Origin of the sequence: Gleimia sp. 6138-11-ORH1 (assembly GCF_024814355.1) — a bacterium.
Taxonomy (GTDB): domain Bacteria; phylum Actinomycetota; class Actinomycetes; order Actinomycetales; family Actinomycetaceae; genus Gleimia.
This window is the reverse complement of record NZ_JANUXV010000001.1, coordinates 63,121-79,815: the sequence shown is the minus strand read 5'-3', so window position 1 is coordinate 79,815 and position 16,695 is coordinate 63,121. Positions and strand designations below refer to the sequence as shown.

Genomic DNA, 16,695 nt, shown 5'->3' with positions numbered 1-16,695 from the left:
CAGATCTGATTTGTTAGTAGTGACAAAACAAACCAAAATCACCATTAAAACCCCTTGTCTACATGGGTCTCACAAATTAATTTTTATTCTGTCACGGCTAATAAAGTCACTAATATTCTACTAAAAATACAGTTCTCAATCGCAACGACACATTGCAACCTAAACTCATTCAGCATCTAAACAAGGAGATGGGATAGTTGAATCTATACTCACCCCCAAAATATAAGCCCAAAAAAGGCCAGTTTTTAACTACCTTCTAACTAAAGTTACAGGTTCGTTTAGAACTGGCCTTTTATTACTTCTATAGGACTAATCCACTTTTTGCGTTACTCCCACTCAATGGTGGCTGGTGGTTTAGAGGTGACGTCCAAAACCACGCGGTTTACGTCAGCTACCGTGTTAGTGATCCGCGTGGAAATACGCGCTAACACATCATAGGGCAGGCGACTCCAGTCCGCAGTCATCGCATCTTCAGACGAAACTGGGCGAAGCACAATCGGATGCCCGTAAGTACGCCCATCCCCCTGTACGCCCACAGAACGCACATCAGCTAAAAGCACTACCGGACACTGCCAGATAGTCTCATCTAAACCAGCTGCAGTAAGTTCTTCACGCGCAATCAAATCAGCTGCCCGCAGAATCTCTAACCGTTCCTTAGTCACCTCACCGATAACTCGAATCCCTAGCCCAGGGCCGGGGAAAGGCTGGCGAGCAACAATCTTTTCAGGTACGCCCAATTCACGGCCAATCGCCCGCACTTCATCCTTAAATAAGGTACGCAGTGGTTCAACCAAATCGAACTTCAAATCCTCAGGTAAACCACCCACATTATGGTGGCTCTTAATATTCGCAGCGCCCTCGCCACCGCCAGATTCCACAATATCCGGGTAAAGTGTCCCCTGCACTAAGAACTTGATTTCCGCCCCAGAAGCACCAACTTCAGCAATTACACGTCGCTGCGCGTCCTCGAAAGAACGGATAAACTCGCGTCCAATAATCTTTCGTTTCTCTTCCGGATCAGACACGCCCGCCAAAGCCGCCAGGAAACGTTCCGATTCATCAACGGTGATAACACGAATCCCCATGCCCTTTGCATAGTCTTTTTCCACCTGCTCGCGTTCCCCGGCACGCAGTAAACCGTGGTCTACGAAAATACAGGTCAGCTGATCTCCCACCGCGCGGTGTACCAGCGCCGCCGCAACTGAAGAATCCACGCCTCCAGAAAGCGCACAAATCACGTGAGCGTCCCCCACTTGCTTGCGGATCCGCTCCACCTGTTCGTCAATAATCGACCCGGGTGTCCAAGTTGGCTCCAGCCCAGCGCCCTCGTAAAGGAAATTCTCTAAAGCTGTTTGCCCGTAAGCAGAGTGCATAACCTCAGGGTGCCACTGCAACCCGAAAAGGCGACGCTCTTTATCCTCAAAAGCCGCCACCGGGGTTTCCGCGGTAGAAGCAGTGACCGTGAACCCCGCCGGGGCTTCCTGCACCGCGTCACCGTGGCTCATCCACACGGCTTGTTCCAAAGGTGTCCCCCCGAAAAGGCAAGAATCTGCTGCTACTTGCGCGGGAGTATGCCCGTATTCGCGGGTTCCCGTGCGCCCCACAGTTCCCCCCAGGGAATGAGCCATAGTTTGGAAGCCGTAGCAAATCCCCAAAACAGGAACTCCCGCGTTGAAAATTGCCGGGTCAATGGTAGGTGCTCCCGCTTCGTAAACGGAAGAAGGCCCGCCAGAGAGGATAATCGCGGTTGGTTTTTTCGCTAAAATCTTCTCAACACTCATGGTGTGGGGAACAATTTCGGAATAGATTTTCGCCTCACGCACACGCCGAGCAATCAGCTGCGCATACTGGGCACCAAAATCAACAACTAGCACAGGGCGAACATTAGTGTCGTTCGCGGACACAGATTCTAAAATACTCACACTGCTACTGTAGCCTACTGCCCACTTCCCATGCCAGAAGTGTACGGCTAGTGGATTCTTAGGCGCTGAAGCAGGGCAAATAAAGTTCCGAGGGCGCCCAAAAACTGAAAGTTTAATTGTAACGCCCTCGGAAATAAATGCCCTCGGAAAATTCTGAAACAAACGGCCTTGAAAATATGGACTAGGTGATGTTTCTTCCCGCTTCTACTCCGCCTGCCAAGTATGCCACAGGGAAGCGTACTCTCCGTCTAATGCCACCAGCTCATCGTGGGTACCTAACTCAACAATCTGCCCATCAACCATGACGGCTACTCGGTCAGCGTCATGGGCTGTGTAAAGCCGGTGGGCAATGGCGATTACCGTGCGCCCCGCCAGAACTTTCGCTAAAGAACGCTCTAAAGAACGGGCTACTGTGGGATCCAACATCGAAGTAGCCTCATCTAAAACCAGCGTATGCGGATCTAAAAGCAGAATTCTTGCCAGCGCAATCTGCTGTTCTTGCCCGGGGGTTAGGCGAGTTTTCCCTGAGCCAACCTCAGTGTTAATCCCCTTTGGTAGAGCATTTACCCAGTCAGTAGCTTCAACTGCTTCTAAGGCTTCCCACAGTTGCTCGTCGCTGGCGTGAGGAGCCGCTAAAAGTAGGTTAGAGCGGATAGAACCAACGAACATATGGTGTTCTTGGGATACTAAAGCCACGTGTTTATGTAACTCGTTTTCAGTTAGTTCAACTAAAGAAACGTCTCCAACAGTGACGGTTCCACCTCCGGGGGTGTGGACTCCGGCCAGAAGCCGCCCGAAAGTTGATTTACCAGCGCCAGAGGGGCCAATAATCGCGAGTTTTTCCCCGGGGCGAATCTCTAAACTAACGTCCTCTAAGACAGGTATTCCCTCTCTGTAAGCGAAAGAAACCTGCTTAGCTTTGAGGTTTTCTCCATTTGGTTTAGCGTCAGTTGCTTCCCGGTCTGATTCCACGTCGTCAATCCCGAAAATACGTCCCAATGAGACGTTCACCGTCTGCATCGAATCAATCCAGAAAGAAAGTTCGTAAAGTGGTTCTTGTAAGTCGATTGTGTAGAAAGCAACGGTTGTGATTGCCCCTAAGGTAACCAGGTCATACTGGTAGAGCCAAGCGCCAAAAAGAACTACGAATAAGGTGGGGACACTGAGCATAGAATTCATTAGTGCCACCAGCCAGGTACGAAGATAAGCCGCGTAGCGTTCAATCAGAATCATCCCGTTGATTTCTCTGTCATAACCGGCGTTACGTGGTCCCGCCATAGAGAAAGAATCGATTGTACGGGCTTGTTCAGTTGTTTCGGAAACGTAGCCGTTTAAGCGCGCCCACTGGGCGTTCATAGTGCGATACGCGGGAGTTGCGTGCCGTAAGTAATGTTTCAGCGCGTACCCAACTACCGGTAGTAGCACCATTGAGGTGAGCGCCAACTGCCAGGAGGCAGCGAAAGCGAAAATGTAGGTGAGGACGATAGTGAAAACTGCGGTAACGAATTGAGAAATCCCCTGGTTTACTACAAAACGGACGTTTTCAATGTCTGTGGTGGTTCGTCCCAGTAAATCTCCGGTGCCGGCAGATTCAATCGTAGATTGTGGAATATTTAAAACTCCGCGAACCAGTTTTCCTCTTAGCCGGGCGAATACTTTTTCAGAGAGGACTCGGGAAAAATATTCTGAGAAGAAGCTAAGAATTGACTGGGCAAAGAGCAGGCAGAAAATGAGGATTAGATAGTTCACTACATTTTCTCTGGTGGTTCCTTCTTGGATACTGTCTACAACTTTTCCGATGATGAAGGGAACCGAAACTGTTCCGGCAACTACCAGTACTTGCAGTACGATTACTAGGCTCAGTTGGCTTTTATACTCCGTTAGCAGATTGACGAAACGTCGCTGTGCCACAGTGGTTTTCGCAATTGGTAGTTTCATGCTTCACTCCCGGTAGTGCGAGAAACAATACTTTGATAGATCAGTGCGTTTTCCCCCGTTTGGTTGGAAAGTTCCGCGTGGGTTCCGCGAGCGATTTCTTTACCGTCTTTTCCAAGTAACACGATTTCATCGCAGTGTTCTAAGATTAGCGGCGATGAGGTGACTATCAAGGTTGTTTGTCCCTGGCGTTTTTGGGCGACTCTTTTGGCGATACGGCTTTCAGTATGTGAGTCTACTGATGCGGTTGGTTCTACTAGGATAAGTACCGCGGGGTTTGCAAAGAGGGCGCGGGCTAAGCAGATGCGTTGTTTTTGCCCGCCGGATAGAGAGCGTCCTTTTTCTGAGATTAGGCCGTCTAGTTTCCCGGGGAGGGTTTCTAAAATGTCGGTGGCATCGGCTGCGGCGAGGGCTTGGATCACTTGTTCGTCTGCGGGGTTTTGCCAGGGCGGGGCACTGTAAATTTCTTCACGTGAAGCATTTTCGATTACTTCCGCGTAAATCATTTCTTTTAGTTGAGGCATGGGCCAGTGGCGCCACTGGGCGCCCAGGATATTGTCACGCAGGGTGCCTGCGAATAGGTGGTAGTCGGTTGATGAAAGGATTACGTTGCGTCGCAGTTCATTTAGATCTAGTTTGCGTACGTCGATTGGTGCTTGTTCAGTTTCTTGGTACTGTACCAGCCAAGAGTCGTCCATGCGTGCTAAGCGGGTGGCTACCTGGGCAGCTTGGTTTGGTTCTGTGCTGACGAGGGCGGTGAGTTTACCTGCTTTGATGTTAAGTTCTGTATTAGTGTCGATCAGGTCTGCTGCCGCGTAGTTTATGGTGGTGCCGTCTTCACGTTTGTTGGTGACTACTCCGGGAACAGCGAAGATTGAGGAGATTTTTTTAACTCCCACCCAGGCGCGGGTACCGGCTTGGATTACCCAAGTAAGTGCGGTGATGGGTGCGTCTAGGTATGAGGTCCACGCGTAAATGGCGATGAGTGTTCCAACGGTGATTTTTTCGTCAAATACTAAGAGGGCGGCGTAGCCAACTACGAAAGCTACGAAGATAGCGGGAAGGGAAGTTTCAAAAGTGGTGAGGAGAGATTGGGGGACGGCCACTTGGTAGCCTTTTTCTGCTACTTCTTGGTTTTTTTGTTCATAGGTTTCCATGAACTGGTCTTCCCCACCTAAGCCGCGGAGGACGCGCAGTCCGGTTACAGCGTCGGTTGAGAGGGTGGTGAGTTCTCCTTGTGCTTGACGTTGGAGTCCTTGTTTATTTTGGAGTGGTTTAATCACTAAAGCGGTGATCATGGCCAGTAAAGGCATTCCAAAGATGACGATTAGCCCCAGGGTAACGTCTTCTTGCAAAATCAGGTAGATTACCACGGCGGTGGCGATGGAAGCAGAGATGAGTTCCATCATTTCCCATTGGGTTGAGCCAACGTAGTCTACGTCTGCGGTAGCTGAGGCTACTACGTCCCCAGTTTCTTTTTTCGCGTGGATCGAGATGCCGCGTTTTGAAACGCGGTGTGAAAGGGAGCGGGCTACTGTCGCGGTTCCGGAAAACCAGGTGGCTATGCCGAACATTTGCCCGAGGGCGCTGGTGATAGCGGCTATGAGGATAAGTGAAAGTACCCATAGTGAGGGCCAAAGTAGGTAGATTCCAAAACCGTCTTCTACTCCGCTGTCTACCAGGTTACTTACTGCTTCAGCACTATAGATGGTAGCCAGGTTGGCGATGGTGGCTACGGTAGAGCCGATCGCAATATAACGCCAGTTTCGTTTGAGGACTTGTTTGGCCAGTGCTTTTGGTTCATTGGGGAAAGTGTCAGCTTTACCTTCAAGAATCTTCAGTGCCGAGTACCGGTAGTTTGGTTCTCTGGCTATTGGTGGGAGTTTTATTCCCTGGGCTTTTGCGCGTTCGCGCAAGTTTTCTTCCATTTCGCTGGGCGTGTATGGAACGCTGGAGGCGGATTCGAAGGATTCAGCTTTCAATATCCCTCCCCTTCTGTGAAATAGTGTAGTAGTTTCATTGACAATCTTTAATGATAAGGGATTGCGGAATCTGGTAGTTATTTTGTCTATCAAATGGTCACATGAGAATTCGTTGGCTTAGGTAGGTCGCTAAACTCGCCTCCGCCACCCCCTTTCGCACGCGAACGCGCTTTCCCGCGCGAAACCAACCCCGCAGGCCTCCCCTACTCGCACGCGAAAGCCGTTTCCCGCGCGAAACCAACCCCACAGGCCTCCCAACTCGCACGCGAAAGCCGTTTCCCGCGCGAAATGAGGATTTCCGAGGGCGCCTACCAACGCCACAATCCCGAAGCCAATCTAATTCCCAAAGACCTCGCCACCTTACTTAGATACCCCGGTGTATTCGCCTGTTCCCAAGAAACTCGAATCACCCTAAAGCCCAGATTTTCAAGCGCCTTTTGCCGGTTTGACTCGTACGTCCGTTGCGGATCGATCATATATTTTTCCTGTCCATCGCATTCAATAACCAACAGCTGTGCCGGAAGGCATAAATCAGCATAGTAATGACCGCCCTCGGAAAAAATAGGGAACTGGCACACCAACCCAGGCACCCCGGCCCGCACCAAGTCTACGCGTACCAGGGTTTCCAAAGCGGACTCAGCCAGTGGATTCATCAGCGTGCACCGACGCTGCACCCGCTGCGCAACCGCTTCCGTGAAATACTGCCGGGCCAAATCAACCACCGTCGCACGTAGCTTGGCTAACTCGCGCTGTTGTATTTCGCTAAGAGAATGCTCGACCTGCAGCACCTTCCGCACCAGCGCATCCGCCGTCACCAAAGCCTGCTTCGCATCATCTAACTGCAACAATTCCAACAGAAAATAAGGGTAATCTAGTACGCGCAAACCATTTTGCTGCACCCAGGCGTCTGCAGGATACTTTCGGTTGAAGCGGTGCACGGGCAAACCTCCGCGACCGGCGAGCTCGCCGACTTTCGAAGTTCCTCGCCGGCGATCATCAAAGTAAATGACGTCCAATTGCAACGGAAAATTGTGGGCAGGGATGCCCCACGCGTGCGCGGCAATCAGCATACTGAAGGCATGTTCGGTTTTGGTGCGGGAACTTGTCCGAGTTGCCAAAGCCAGTAGTGATTCATGCCAGACCTCCCACGCAGGAAGATTTTCTGGGTAAATAAATTGTTTGCCGCGATGAATTTGCTTTTCTTTGATTTCCGGCACGTAACTCGCGGTCAGTTCGGTGCTGGGCGCTAGCAATTTCGTTTCCATACTTGCAGGCTAGCGAAGCTGGCGCCGAGGCTGTAGCCCCCCAGTTTTTCTGTGGAAAACTTTTCGAGGGCGGCAGTTTAGCGTGCACTACTCACGAAGCGAAATGCATGTGCACACTCCCCTCTTTTCGCACGGGAAAGCCGTTTGCCGCGCGAAAAGAGGGGATACAGGGCCCCAATTCGCATACGAAAGCCGTTTGCCGTGCGAAAAGAGGGATATAGGGCCCCAATTCGCATACGAAACGCGTTTGGCGTGCGAAATGAATGTGCGACCTATAGGAACTTCCGAAAATGTCTTTCTTCTCATGTTTAGCACACTAAAAATCTCTGACATTTTGTCAGATAATAAGTATTGTATAAGTCTATTTTTCCACTCGATAGTTAACGTGAGTTTGTTAGCTAAACGTAAAACATTGAGGAAAGGATTCACTTCAAATGTCGAAGTTGCTATTTATCACTGCTTCTGAAAGCATACAAGGCGCTACCAAAGTAGTTCAAGAAGCCTTAGAAAACCTACGCAAAAACTATGAAAACGTCGGTGTTTTCCGCCCTTACATTAACGGCCCCGCTGAGCAAGACACCATCTTGTCACAGTTTGAAGGAGATTGGGGTACTACCCGCAGTCAAGTAGTCGCTGATGAAACTAAAGCAATGAACCAAGTGATCAGTCGATTCACCCAATTCAATCAGGGTTTCGACGCGGTACTCATCGTCGGTTTAGTTGACGGAGACTTAGCTAACCCCGGTGAATTAACTCGGATTGGTCGCACTGCAGCTAACCTGGGGGCAACTATGGCGCTGATTATTGATGGAGGTGTGCGCACCGCTGACCGCGTAGCTGACTACGCCAAACTTGCGGTAGCAGAATTACGTTCCGTACACGCCCCAGTTTCCGCGCTGATTGTACTTGACCCGTCCGAAGGATCCCGCGTAGCTATCTCTCAGCACCTGGGCTCTATGCGAGTTATCACCGAACTAACCGACTACGCTTTGATTGAATCAACTGAGGAAGAATCCACCGTAGTCACCCCCCTAATGTTTGAAAATGCGTTAAAAGACCGAGCACGTGCGAATAAGCGTCGCATTGTCCTACCTGAATCTGAAGATGAACGTGTCCTACGCGCTGCCGCCATCATCTTAGAAGCAGACGTTGCGGACATTATTTTGCTCGGTGACGCTGAAGAAGTACACGCTAAGGCAACACAGCTGGGCATCGACCTATCTAAAGCCTCCTTCGTTTCCTTAAACGACCCCGCTTACCGGGAACGTTACATTACTGAGTTTGCTCGCCTGCGGGAAAAGAAAGGCGTAACCGTCGAACAAGCCGCAGAAAAAATGAATGACGTATCCTACTTCGCCACCATGATGGTGCAGATGGGAGACGCAGACGGAATGGTTTCCGGAGCCACTCACACCACAGCTGAAACCATTATTCCTTCTTTCCAAATCATCAAAACTAAACCTGGCACATCAATTGTTTCTTCAGTGTTCCTCATGCTGATGGATGATCGAGTCCTGGTCTTTGGTGACTGTGCGGTAAATACCAACCCTTCACCTGAACAATTAGCAGACATCGCAATTTCCTCAGCAGAAACCGCCGAAGCGTTCGGAGTGGATCCGAAGATCGCGCTGATTTCCTACTCCACCGGCACTTCCGGTACCGGCCCGGACGTAGACGCAGTTGTTGAAGCCGTACGAATCGCTAAAGAAAAACGCGGCGACTTAGCTTTAGAAGGCCCAATCCAGTTCGACGCTGCCATTGACGAAAAAGTAGCTGCCACGAAACTACCTGGTTCTGACGTCGCTGGTCAAGCAACTGTATTCGTCTTCCCAGACCTCAATACTGGCAACACCACCTACAAGGCAGTGCAGCGCACTTCCGGAGCAGTAGCAGTAGGCCCCATCCTGCAAGGATTAAATAAGCCAGTTAATGACCTCTCCCGCGGAGCACTGGTAGAAGACATCGTAAACACTATCGCCATTACCGCGGTACAAGCTCAATAACGCGGTACAAGCTCAATAAATAGAGTTGGTGGGGCTTTCTCTAACCCCACCAACTCAACCCCTATTTTCCAAATCAGGGGTGAAAACTTAAAATTAATTTGCTTTACACCTCTAAGCGCGTAGTCTTAGCGAGTAACTTCCGAGGCGCCCTCGGGAAAAGAAAATAAACGAAAGGTAAATCGTGACTGTTCTTGTCATCAACTCTGGTTCTTCCTCATTAAAATACCAGCTGGTTAATCCCGAAACTGGGGATGCTATCGCTTCTGGACTGGTAGAGCGAATCGGAGAAAACTCTTCCTTACTAAAGCACTCCTACGGTGCGCAGGAAGTGAACTTAGAAGCACCCGTACACGACCACTCTGAGGCCCTAGCTAAAGTGTTGGAACTTTTCGACCAAGTTGGACCCGCTTTATCTGAAGCCGGTATTGTTGCCGTAGGGCACCGCGTGGTGCAGGGCGGCTCCTACTTCTCTAGCGCTGCGATTATTGATGACCGTGTTCGTGACCTTATTGAAGAATTAGCTCCTTTAGCTCCGCTGCACAACCCGGCTCACCTGAAGGGAATCGACGTAGCTCGCGAACTAATCAAAGTCCCAAACGTAGCAGTTTTTGACACTGCTTTCTTCCAAGGGCTTCCAGCTGCAGCTGCTACCTACGCGCTGGATAAAGAGGTAGCTGCGAAATACTCGATCCGCCGCTACGGGGCGCACGGCACTTCCCACCAGTTCGTTTCCGCCGCAGTTGCTGATTTCCTTGGTACTGAAGAGCTAAAGCAGGTAGTCCTCCACCTGGGGAACGGCGCTTCTGCCTCTGCAGTTGTGAATGGAAAAGCGGTAGACACTTCCATGGGGCTGACTCCACTGGAAGGCTTGGTAATGGGTACTCGTACCGGTGATATTGATCCGGCTGCAGTATTCCACTTGTCACGGGTGGGCGGCATGAGCACCGATGAGATTGATACTTTGTTCAACAAGCAGTCTGGTTTAAAGGGGCTTACCGGCGACAATGATATGCGCGCTGTGCGCTCCCGCGCTACCGAGGGCGATGCGGACGCTCGTTTAGCTTTGGACGTTGTAGTCCACCGCCTGGTTAAATACGTAGGTTCTTACACTGCTGTTATGGGTGGGTTAGATACTCTAACTTTCACCGCTGGGATTGGGGAAAATGACGCTGAGTTGCGCGCGGAAGTTTGTGAACGCCTAGCGTTTATGGGTGTTAAGTTAGATGCGGACGCTAACGCGGTTCGTTCTATGGAAACTCGCGTGATTTCAACTGAAGATTCCGCGGTTAAGGTGCTGGTTGTTCCCACTAACGAGGAACTGGCAATTGCCCGTCAGGCGATGAGCTTGCTGTAAACTTTATTGCTTAAATGGGGTGGTTAGCTTCGGGCGCCACCCCATTTTATTACCCAATTTCGCACGGGAAACGAGTTTCCCGTGCGAAATGACCCCCGTACCCCCGCCAATTCGCATACGAAAGCCGTTTCGCGCGCGAAAGGAGAGTTAAGCAGCACTGCTTTCGCACCGAATTCTGATGGGACTATACTTTAAGTAGTTAAAACTAAAAGGAGCCCACATGAACTTCTACAGCCTCTACGACCAAGGTTTTGCCCGCGTCGCCGCAGTCACCCTCCCAGTAGCCTTAGCAAATCCAAAAGAAAACGCCCAGCGAATTATTAGCGCCGCCAAAGAAGCTGACGCTGCCGGATGCGCCCTGGCAGTATTCCCAGAACTATCACTAACCGGATACACCGCGGAAGACCTATTCCTCTCTGACCTACTTTACGACGAAACCCAAAAAGCACTTGAAGAAATCCGCGCGGCTTCCACTGAACTTACTCCCCTAATCATTGTGGGCACGCCGCTTCGTCAAGGAGCCAACCTTTATAACACTGCCGTAGTCATTCACCGCGGCAAATACCTCTGTGTAAAACCAAAACTTCATATCCCCAACTACGGAGAGTTCTACGAAGTCCGCTGGTTCGCGCAAATCGACTCATGGCAAGTTCCCAGCAGTTTCACAATCGGCACTCACACAGTACCCGCATTTGCCCGCCCCGCTTTACAAGCCAAAGACCTCCCCGCCTTTGTAGTTGCCGTGGAAATCTGTGAAGAACTGTGGGTGACCTCTCCGGTCTCTGCAGACGCGGCGGCTGCGGGAGCAACCATTATTGCGAACTTAAGCGCCTCCCCCGTTACCGTGGGCAGAGCCCGCGACCGTAAACTCATGTGCCAATCCGCTTCCCACCGCGGAGCTTGCGCTTACATTTACACTTCCTCAGGTGCCGGCGAATCAACTAATGACCTGGCCTGGGACGGGCAGGCGCTCATTTACGAAGCCGGTGACCTGCTCAAAGAAAACCAGCGTTACAGTCAAGAAACGCAGCTGACAATTGCCGACATCGATTTGGATCGCCTGCGCCACCAGCAGCAGCGGATGAATACTTTTAACAACGTCTCTGCGGAAGAAACCCAGCTCATCGAGTTCACCTTGAACCCACCAAAAAACGACTTGGGATTAAAACGCCAAATCCAGCGTTTCCCGTATATTCCGCAGGATCCGGCTACGATGGATGAGGATTGTTTTGAAGCCTACCACATTCAAGTCACCTCTTTGATTCGCCGCCTGCAGTCAATTGGCCCAAACGTTAAACCAGTAATCGGCGTTTCGGGTGGGTTAGATTCCACCCACGCACTGTTAGTTTGCGCTGAAGCAATGGACCGTTTGGGGCGCCCTCGGGAAGATATTCTCACTTTCACCATGCCAGGTTTTGCAACTACCGACCACACTCGCTCTAACGCGCAGAAACTGGCTGAGGCGCTGGGAACCACGTTCCAAACCCTGGATATTCGCTCAACTGCCACGCAAATGCTGCAAGAAATGGGGCATCCGGCGGGGCGCGGTGAAGAAGTTTATGACGTGACGTTTGAGAATGTGCAAGCCGGGTTGCGGACGGATTTCTTATTCCGGATTGCGAACGCGCGCGGAGGCATTGTGATTGGCACCGGCGACCTGTCTGAATTGGCGTTGGGTTGGTGTACTTACGGGGTGGGCGATCACATGTCCCACTACAGTGTGAATCCGGGGATTCCAAAGACTTTAATGCAGCATTTGGTGCGTTGGGTGGTTTCTTCTGGGAAGTTCCCTGAACAGGTGAATGAAACGTTGCGTTCCATTTTAGAAACTGAGATTACTCCAGAGCTGATTCCTCTGCGTGAGGGGGAGCAACCGCAGTCCACACAGTCATCGATTGGCCCGTATGCGCTGCATGATTTCACGCTTTATTACAGTTTGAAATACGGGTATCGCGTGGAAAAAATTGCGTTCCGCGCGTGGCATGCGTGGCAAGATATTTCCGAGGGCGACTGGCCAATGCTATATCCTGAGCATGAGCGGGTTGCCTATGACCTACCTGAGATTCTCATGTGGATGCGTCTTTTCTTTAGAAGGTTTTTCCAAAATCAGTTTAAGCGCACAGCGGTTCCCAACGGTGTGAAGGTAATGCCGGCGGGGTCACTGTCTCCGCGTGGGGATTGGCGGATGCCTTCTGATGCTTCCTCGGCTGCGTGGTTGCAGCGGATTGATGATTTGGGCGCGTCTTTAGGGTTTGAGGTTGAGAAACGATGAACGATTTTCAGATAATTGCACTTAGTGTTCTTCTTATAGTCATTTCGATTCCTTTCGCGTTCAATGCACTAATCTGGTGGCGAGCCACCTATGCGATTGGCGAGTGTATCCGCCGTGAAGTTTCCATGGTTAGTTTAGATTATTCAACTCTGCCGTTTAGATTCCTGATTCCTGGCTATTATCCGGTGAAGAATAGTTGGGGTTTTGTAGCTGCTGAAACTGATAAGCAGCTATCTAACCCGCAGCGGGTGCGTTTAACCTCGATTGAAAACCTGATGCGAACTTTCACGGTGATACTGTTCTTCGTGTCAGGAGCACATTTTGGGCTCACATTGGCTTTTGGGTTAGCAGGCTTAGTTACGCTGGATTCTTTCTGGGTGGGGTTAGGAGCTGCAGTTTCAGTGTCTGGAATGATAGGCATATGTGCCTTGTTTTTCACTATGCGCTTGGCTTTTGTAAAAGAGGGTATTGAAAAAGCCAAGCTAGTGTAGCTGACTGTGGGGATAGTTTCCCCCCACTTTTATTTGTTCCCTTGGGCTTTGGCAACTTTTCTAACCATTCAGTTAATGCAAAGTCCGCGCAAGCGTTATTTGCGTTACCGTTAAACCTGGCTTTCCAATAGCGACCGTCTTTTGTTTGTTCGTAGCATTCGTCTGCGCCCTCGGAATTGGTGCATAGCGCATTTCCGTAGCCTTTATAGGAAACTGCGTACCCGCGGTCTTTTATTTTGGCGACTTGGCTTTCTTCAGTGAAGGGGGAATCCACCTGCTGAATGGAGATGCTATTGCGGCTTGTTGGCAGAAAATAACGGTAGGTTGGGTATTTTGTTTCTGGCTTCATGTTATCTGCAAGCTCATAAGCGCAGACTTTTTTGGGTAAATATTTTTGTAATTCGGCGTCGCTTCCAGTCACGTTAAATCGTTTATCTGGGTTTGCTGCCGGGTGAGTTCCTAAGTGGGGGCGAGTATCGCTTACTTTCGGGAAGTTCTTTACAATTTCAAGGTCTGTAGTAAATGCTTCACCGTTGAATTCGAGTTCTACTAGCTGAGTTACTGAGGCAATGTACTGTTCATAAATTGAATTCAGCTTACTTAGGGCTTTTGTATCCAGGTTTGGGTCTTTTTCAGTGGCTCTTAGTTTTTCTGTAGCTTTCACTGCTTCTATTGTGTTTCCAGGACAAGTTCTACATCTTCTTCAGTTTCAAGATCGGCGATTCGCGTGTTTTCTAAGTCCTGTCGATAGCCGCCTGAGATTAAGTTCTTAAGATCGTTTACAGTGTTTTCGTAATATTCTTCTGCTTCTGCTCTGATACCTGTTTTTTCCATTACTCCACGGCTGGTGTGTAGCTTTTCCAGCGCAGCTTGTATAGAGCCGAGCTTAATACTGTTTTCCTCTGTGTTGAAGGGATTTCCTACTTATAAGCATAGGCGCATCACATTACGCATACAATAGTCGGAGCTTTTTCCACTTGCCGGTATTTTTTTGTGCAAAACACGTTGATCATAATAGCTCCGATTGGGTATATGCGGGGCGCAACCACGCTGGCATTCTCTACATACTTCACATTTTGCCAACTATCTTTTCCGAGGACGCCGTGGAGGTAAAATATCGCGAAACATCGAGTGTTTCTAAGGATAATAAGCGTTATTCTGCTGACTGTATGCTTTAGCGTTTTTATGTCCGCTAGCAACCTAAGGGTACATAGCTGGGAATCAGTCTTATTTCCCTTTGATATACTTACAAAGCATTACGAGGGTCACGCAGAAATGCTGGGAATCAGTCTTATTTCCCTTTGATATACTTACCCAGGACAATCGCCCTCCGATTAATCAGCTGGGAATCAGTCTTATTTCCCTTTGATATACTTAAAGGAATTAACAACATGCAGCCCTTCCTGCTGGGAATCAGTCTTATTTCCCTTTGATATACTTACCGCCGAACGCTGCCATCTCTCCTGCCCGCTGGGAATCAGTCTTATTTCCCTTTGATATACTTAACCTCTCCCAAACCAGGCTACCCACGTAGCTGGGAATCAGTCTTATTTCCCTTTGATACACTTAAAAGTCGCGTATATGCGCGTTCCATCGGGCTGGGAATCAGTCTTATTTCCCTTTGATATACTTAGCACTAGCATGGAGGCTTCAACCTCATAGCTGGGAATCAGTCTTATTTCCCTTTGATATACTTAGTGGCCACTAGGTGTATTCGTCCTAGCTGCTGGGAATCAGTCTTATTTCCCTTTGATATACTTACCGCCGAAGCCCTGCGGATGCGCGCCCGGCTGGGAATCAGTCTTATTTCCCTTTGATATACTTAGCAACGGCTAGTTCACGCTCCAACCGTGGCTGGGAATCAGTCTTATTTCCCTTTGATATACTTAGTTACCCATTCACTACCGCGCGCGCCGTGCTGGGAATCAGTCTTATTTCCCTTTGATATACTTAGACAATCCTCAGCCTCACTCTTAGCCGCGCTGGGAATCAATCTTATTTCCCTTTGATATACTTACCCCGCATTGTAATATGTATGAGCGACGGGCTGGGAATCAGTCTTATTTCCCTTTGATATACTTAATTCTAAAAAAACAAGAAACACACGAAAGCTGGGAATCAGTCTTATTTCCCTTTGATATACTTACCAAACCATCAGTTCATCGTTACCGTAAGCTGGGAATCAGTCTTATTTCCCTTTGATATACTTATAAGCTGATAACTCATGCTACGCCTACGGCTGGGAATCAGTCTTATTTCCCTTTGATATACTTACGGACGGCAATCGAACTTGTACCGGGTTGCTGGGAATCAGTCTTATTTCCCTTTGATATACTTACTCGATCTCATATACATGATTCACCATAGCTGGGAATCAGTCTTATTTCCCTTTGATATACTTATTTCTAATAAAGTGGGGGCAGGCAACCTGCTGGGAATCAGTCTTATTTCCCTTTGATATACTTAGCATATGCGTAACTTCTTCTGGGGGAGGGCTGGGAATCAGTCTTATTTCCCTTTGATATACTTACAAACGTGGAACAAGGCGTTTTGAACGAGCTGGGAATCAGTCTTATTTCCCTTTGATATACTTAGCGCAAATCAGAGCCGCCTCCAAAATCAGCTGGGAATCAGTCTTATTTCCCTTTGATATACTTAGACACTCCGTCAGCTACAGCCCTTTCCGGCTGGGAATCAGTCTTATTTCCCTTTGATATACTTAGATTTTCGCCGCGAGGCCTTCCGACGCTGCTGGGAATCAGTCTTATTTCCCTTTGATATACTTAACTCTTGACCATCGCGTGTGACTAGCACGCTGGGAATCAGTCTTATTTCCCTTTGATATACTTAACTTCAACATCGTCATGCACCCGAACCGGGCTGGGAATCAGTCTTATTTCCCTTTGATATACTTAGCCTTTGAAGAAATCGGCTTAGAAAAAAGCTGGGAATCAGTCTTATTTCCCTTTGATATACTTAGTTGGCTGTGGTTGCATTTCTAAATCAAGCTGGGAATCAGTCTTATTTCCCTTTGATATACTTATACATTCTTCGGCTTCACCCTTGGCTACGCTGGGAATCAGTCTTATTTCCCTTTGATATACTTAAAAGACACATACTGGCGGCCATCAAAAGGCTGGGAATCAGTCTTATTTCCCTTTGATATACTTACGAAACTTAGCCAAACCACGGTGCACATGCTGGGAATCAGTCTTATTTCCCTTTGATATACTTATAAGCGAAAGAAGCGTGAGGAGACACCTCGCTGGGAATCAGTCTTATTTCCCTTTGATATACTTAGCCGTCATCAACCAGTTAGGGGCTATCAGCTGGGAATCAGTCTTATTTCCCTTTGATATACTTAGACCCACAGAAGCCCGCCGAACCCTATTGCTGGGAATCAGTCTTATTTCCCTTTGATATACTTATGTTTTAGGCGCTGGCGGTGGCGTAGGCGCTGGGAATCAGTCT

General features: G+C 49.2%; 10 protein-coding genes and 1 CRISPR repeat array (1 of these 11 only partly in view). Of the genes, 4 read left to right on the top strand and 6 right to left on the bottom strand.

All coding sequences use genetic code 11. From position 1 onward, the window contains the following. Window positions 1-326 precede the first annotated feature (326 nt). The 4 genes from guaA to NXS08_RS00305 all read right to left on the bottom strand — a co-directional run bounded on the left by guaA (window position 327) and on the right by NXS08_RS00305 (window position 7,104). Window positions 327-1,922, bottom strand: a complete 1,596-nt coding sequence (guaA, locus tag NXS08_RS00320) for a glutamine-hydrolyzing GMP synthase (RefSeq protein ID WP_259136068.1) — start codon at window positions 1,920-1,922, stop codon at window positions 327-329. A 204-nt stretch (window positions 1,923-2,126) separates the two neighbouring features. Continuing rightward, window positions 2,127-3,860: an ABC transporter ATP-binding protein gene (locus tag NXS08_RS00315; RefSeq protein WP_259136066.1), complete on the bottom strand. Its 1,734-nt coding sequence runs from the start codon at window positions 3,858-3,860 to the stop codon at window positions 2,127-2,129. Beyond that, complete coding sequence (locus NXS08_RS00310; RefSeq protein ID WP_259136065.1) at window positions 3,857-5,839, bottom strand: ABC transporter ATP-binding protein; 1,983 nt, start codon at window positions 5,837-5,839, stop codon at window positions 3,857-3,859. Before NXS08_RS00310 ends, NXS08_RS00315 begins: the two co-directional genes overlap by 4 nt. 308 nt (window positions 5,840-6,147) lie before the next feature. Beyond that, the gene (locus NXS08_RS00305; protein WP_259136064.1) at window positions 6,148-7,104 is read right to left on the bottom strand and encodes an endonuclease domain-containing protein; all 957 of its coding nucleotides are present in this window, start codon (window positions 7,102-7,104) and stop codon (window positions 6,148-6,150) included. A 434-nt stretch (window positions 7,105-7,538) separates the two neighbouring features. On the opposite strand from NXS08_RS00305, the gene pta reads away from it, so the two are divergent. The 4 genes from pta to NXS08_RS00285 all read left to right on the top strand — a co-directional run bounded on the left by pta (window position 7,539) and on the right by NXS08_RS00285 (window position 13,224). Continuing rightward, window positions 7,539-9,107, top strand: coding sequence for a phosphate acetyltransferase (gene pta, locus NXS08_RS00300; RefSeq protein ID WP_259136063.1), 1,569 nt, complete (start codon window positions 7,539-7,541; stop codon window positions 9,105-9,107). A gap of 181 nt (window positions 9,108-9,288) precedes the next feature. Then, complete coding sequence (locus NXS08_RS00295; RefSeq protein WP_259136062.1) at window positions 9,289-10,461, top strand: acetate/propionate family kinase; 1,173 nt, start codon at window positions 9,289-9,291, stop codon at window positions 10,459-10,461. A gap of 220 nt (window positions 10,462-10,681) precedes the next feature. Further along, window positions 10,682-12,733, top strand: coding sequence for an NAD(+) synthase (locus NXS08_RS00290; protein WP_259136061.1), 2,052 nt, complete (start codon window positions 10,682-10,684; stop codon window positions 12,731-12,733). Continuing rightward, window positions 12,730-13,224, top strand: coding sequence for a hypothetical protein (locus tag NXS08_RS00285; RefSeq protein ID WP_259136060.1), 495 nt, complete (start codon window positions 12,730-12,732; stop codon window positions 13,222-13,224). The genes NXS08_RS00290 and NXS08_RS00285 overlap by 4 nt, the downstream gene beginning before the upstream one ends. Here NXS08_RS00285 and NXS08_RS00280 read toward each other — a convergent pair. Then, window positions 13,172-13,888 (bottom strand): hypothetical protein, encoded by a 717-nt coding sequence (locus tag NXS08_RS00280; RefSeq protein ID WP_259136059.1) that lies wholly within the window; start codon window positions 13,886-13,888, stop codon window positions 13,172-13,174. The two genes, NXS08_RS00285 and NXS08_RS00280, sit on opposite strands and share 53 nt — an antisense overlap. 5 nt (window positions 13,889-13,893) lie before the next feature. After that, on the bottom strand, window positions 13,894-14,058 hold the full coding sequence (locus NXS08_RS00275) for a hypothetical protein (protein ID WP_259136057.1): 165 nt from the start codon (window positions 14,056-14,058) through the stop codon (window positions 13,894-13,896). Between the two features lie 379 nt (window positions 14,059-14,437). Next, window positions 14,438-16,695: direct repeats of the CRISPR family, unit length 36 nt; unit sequence GCTGGGAATCAGTCTTATTTCCCTTTGATATACTTA (it continues 533 nt past the right edge of the window).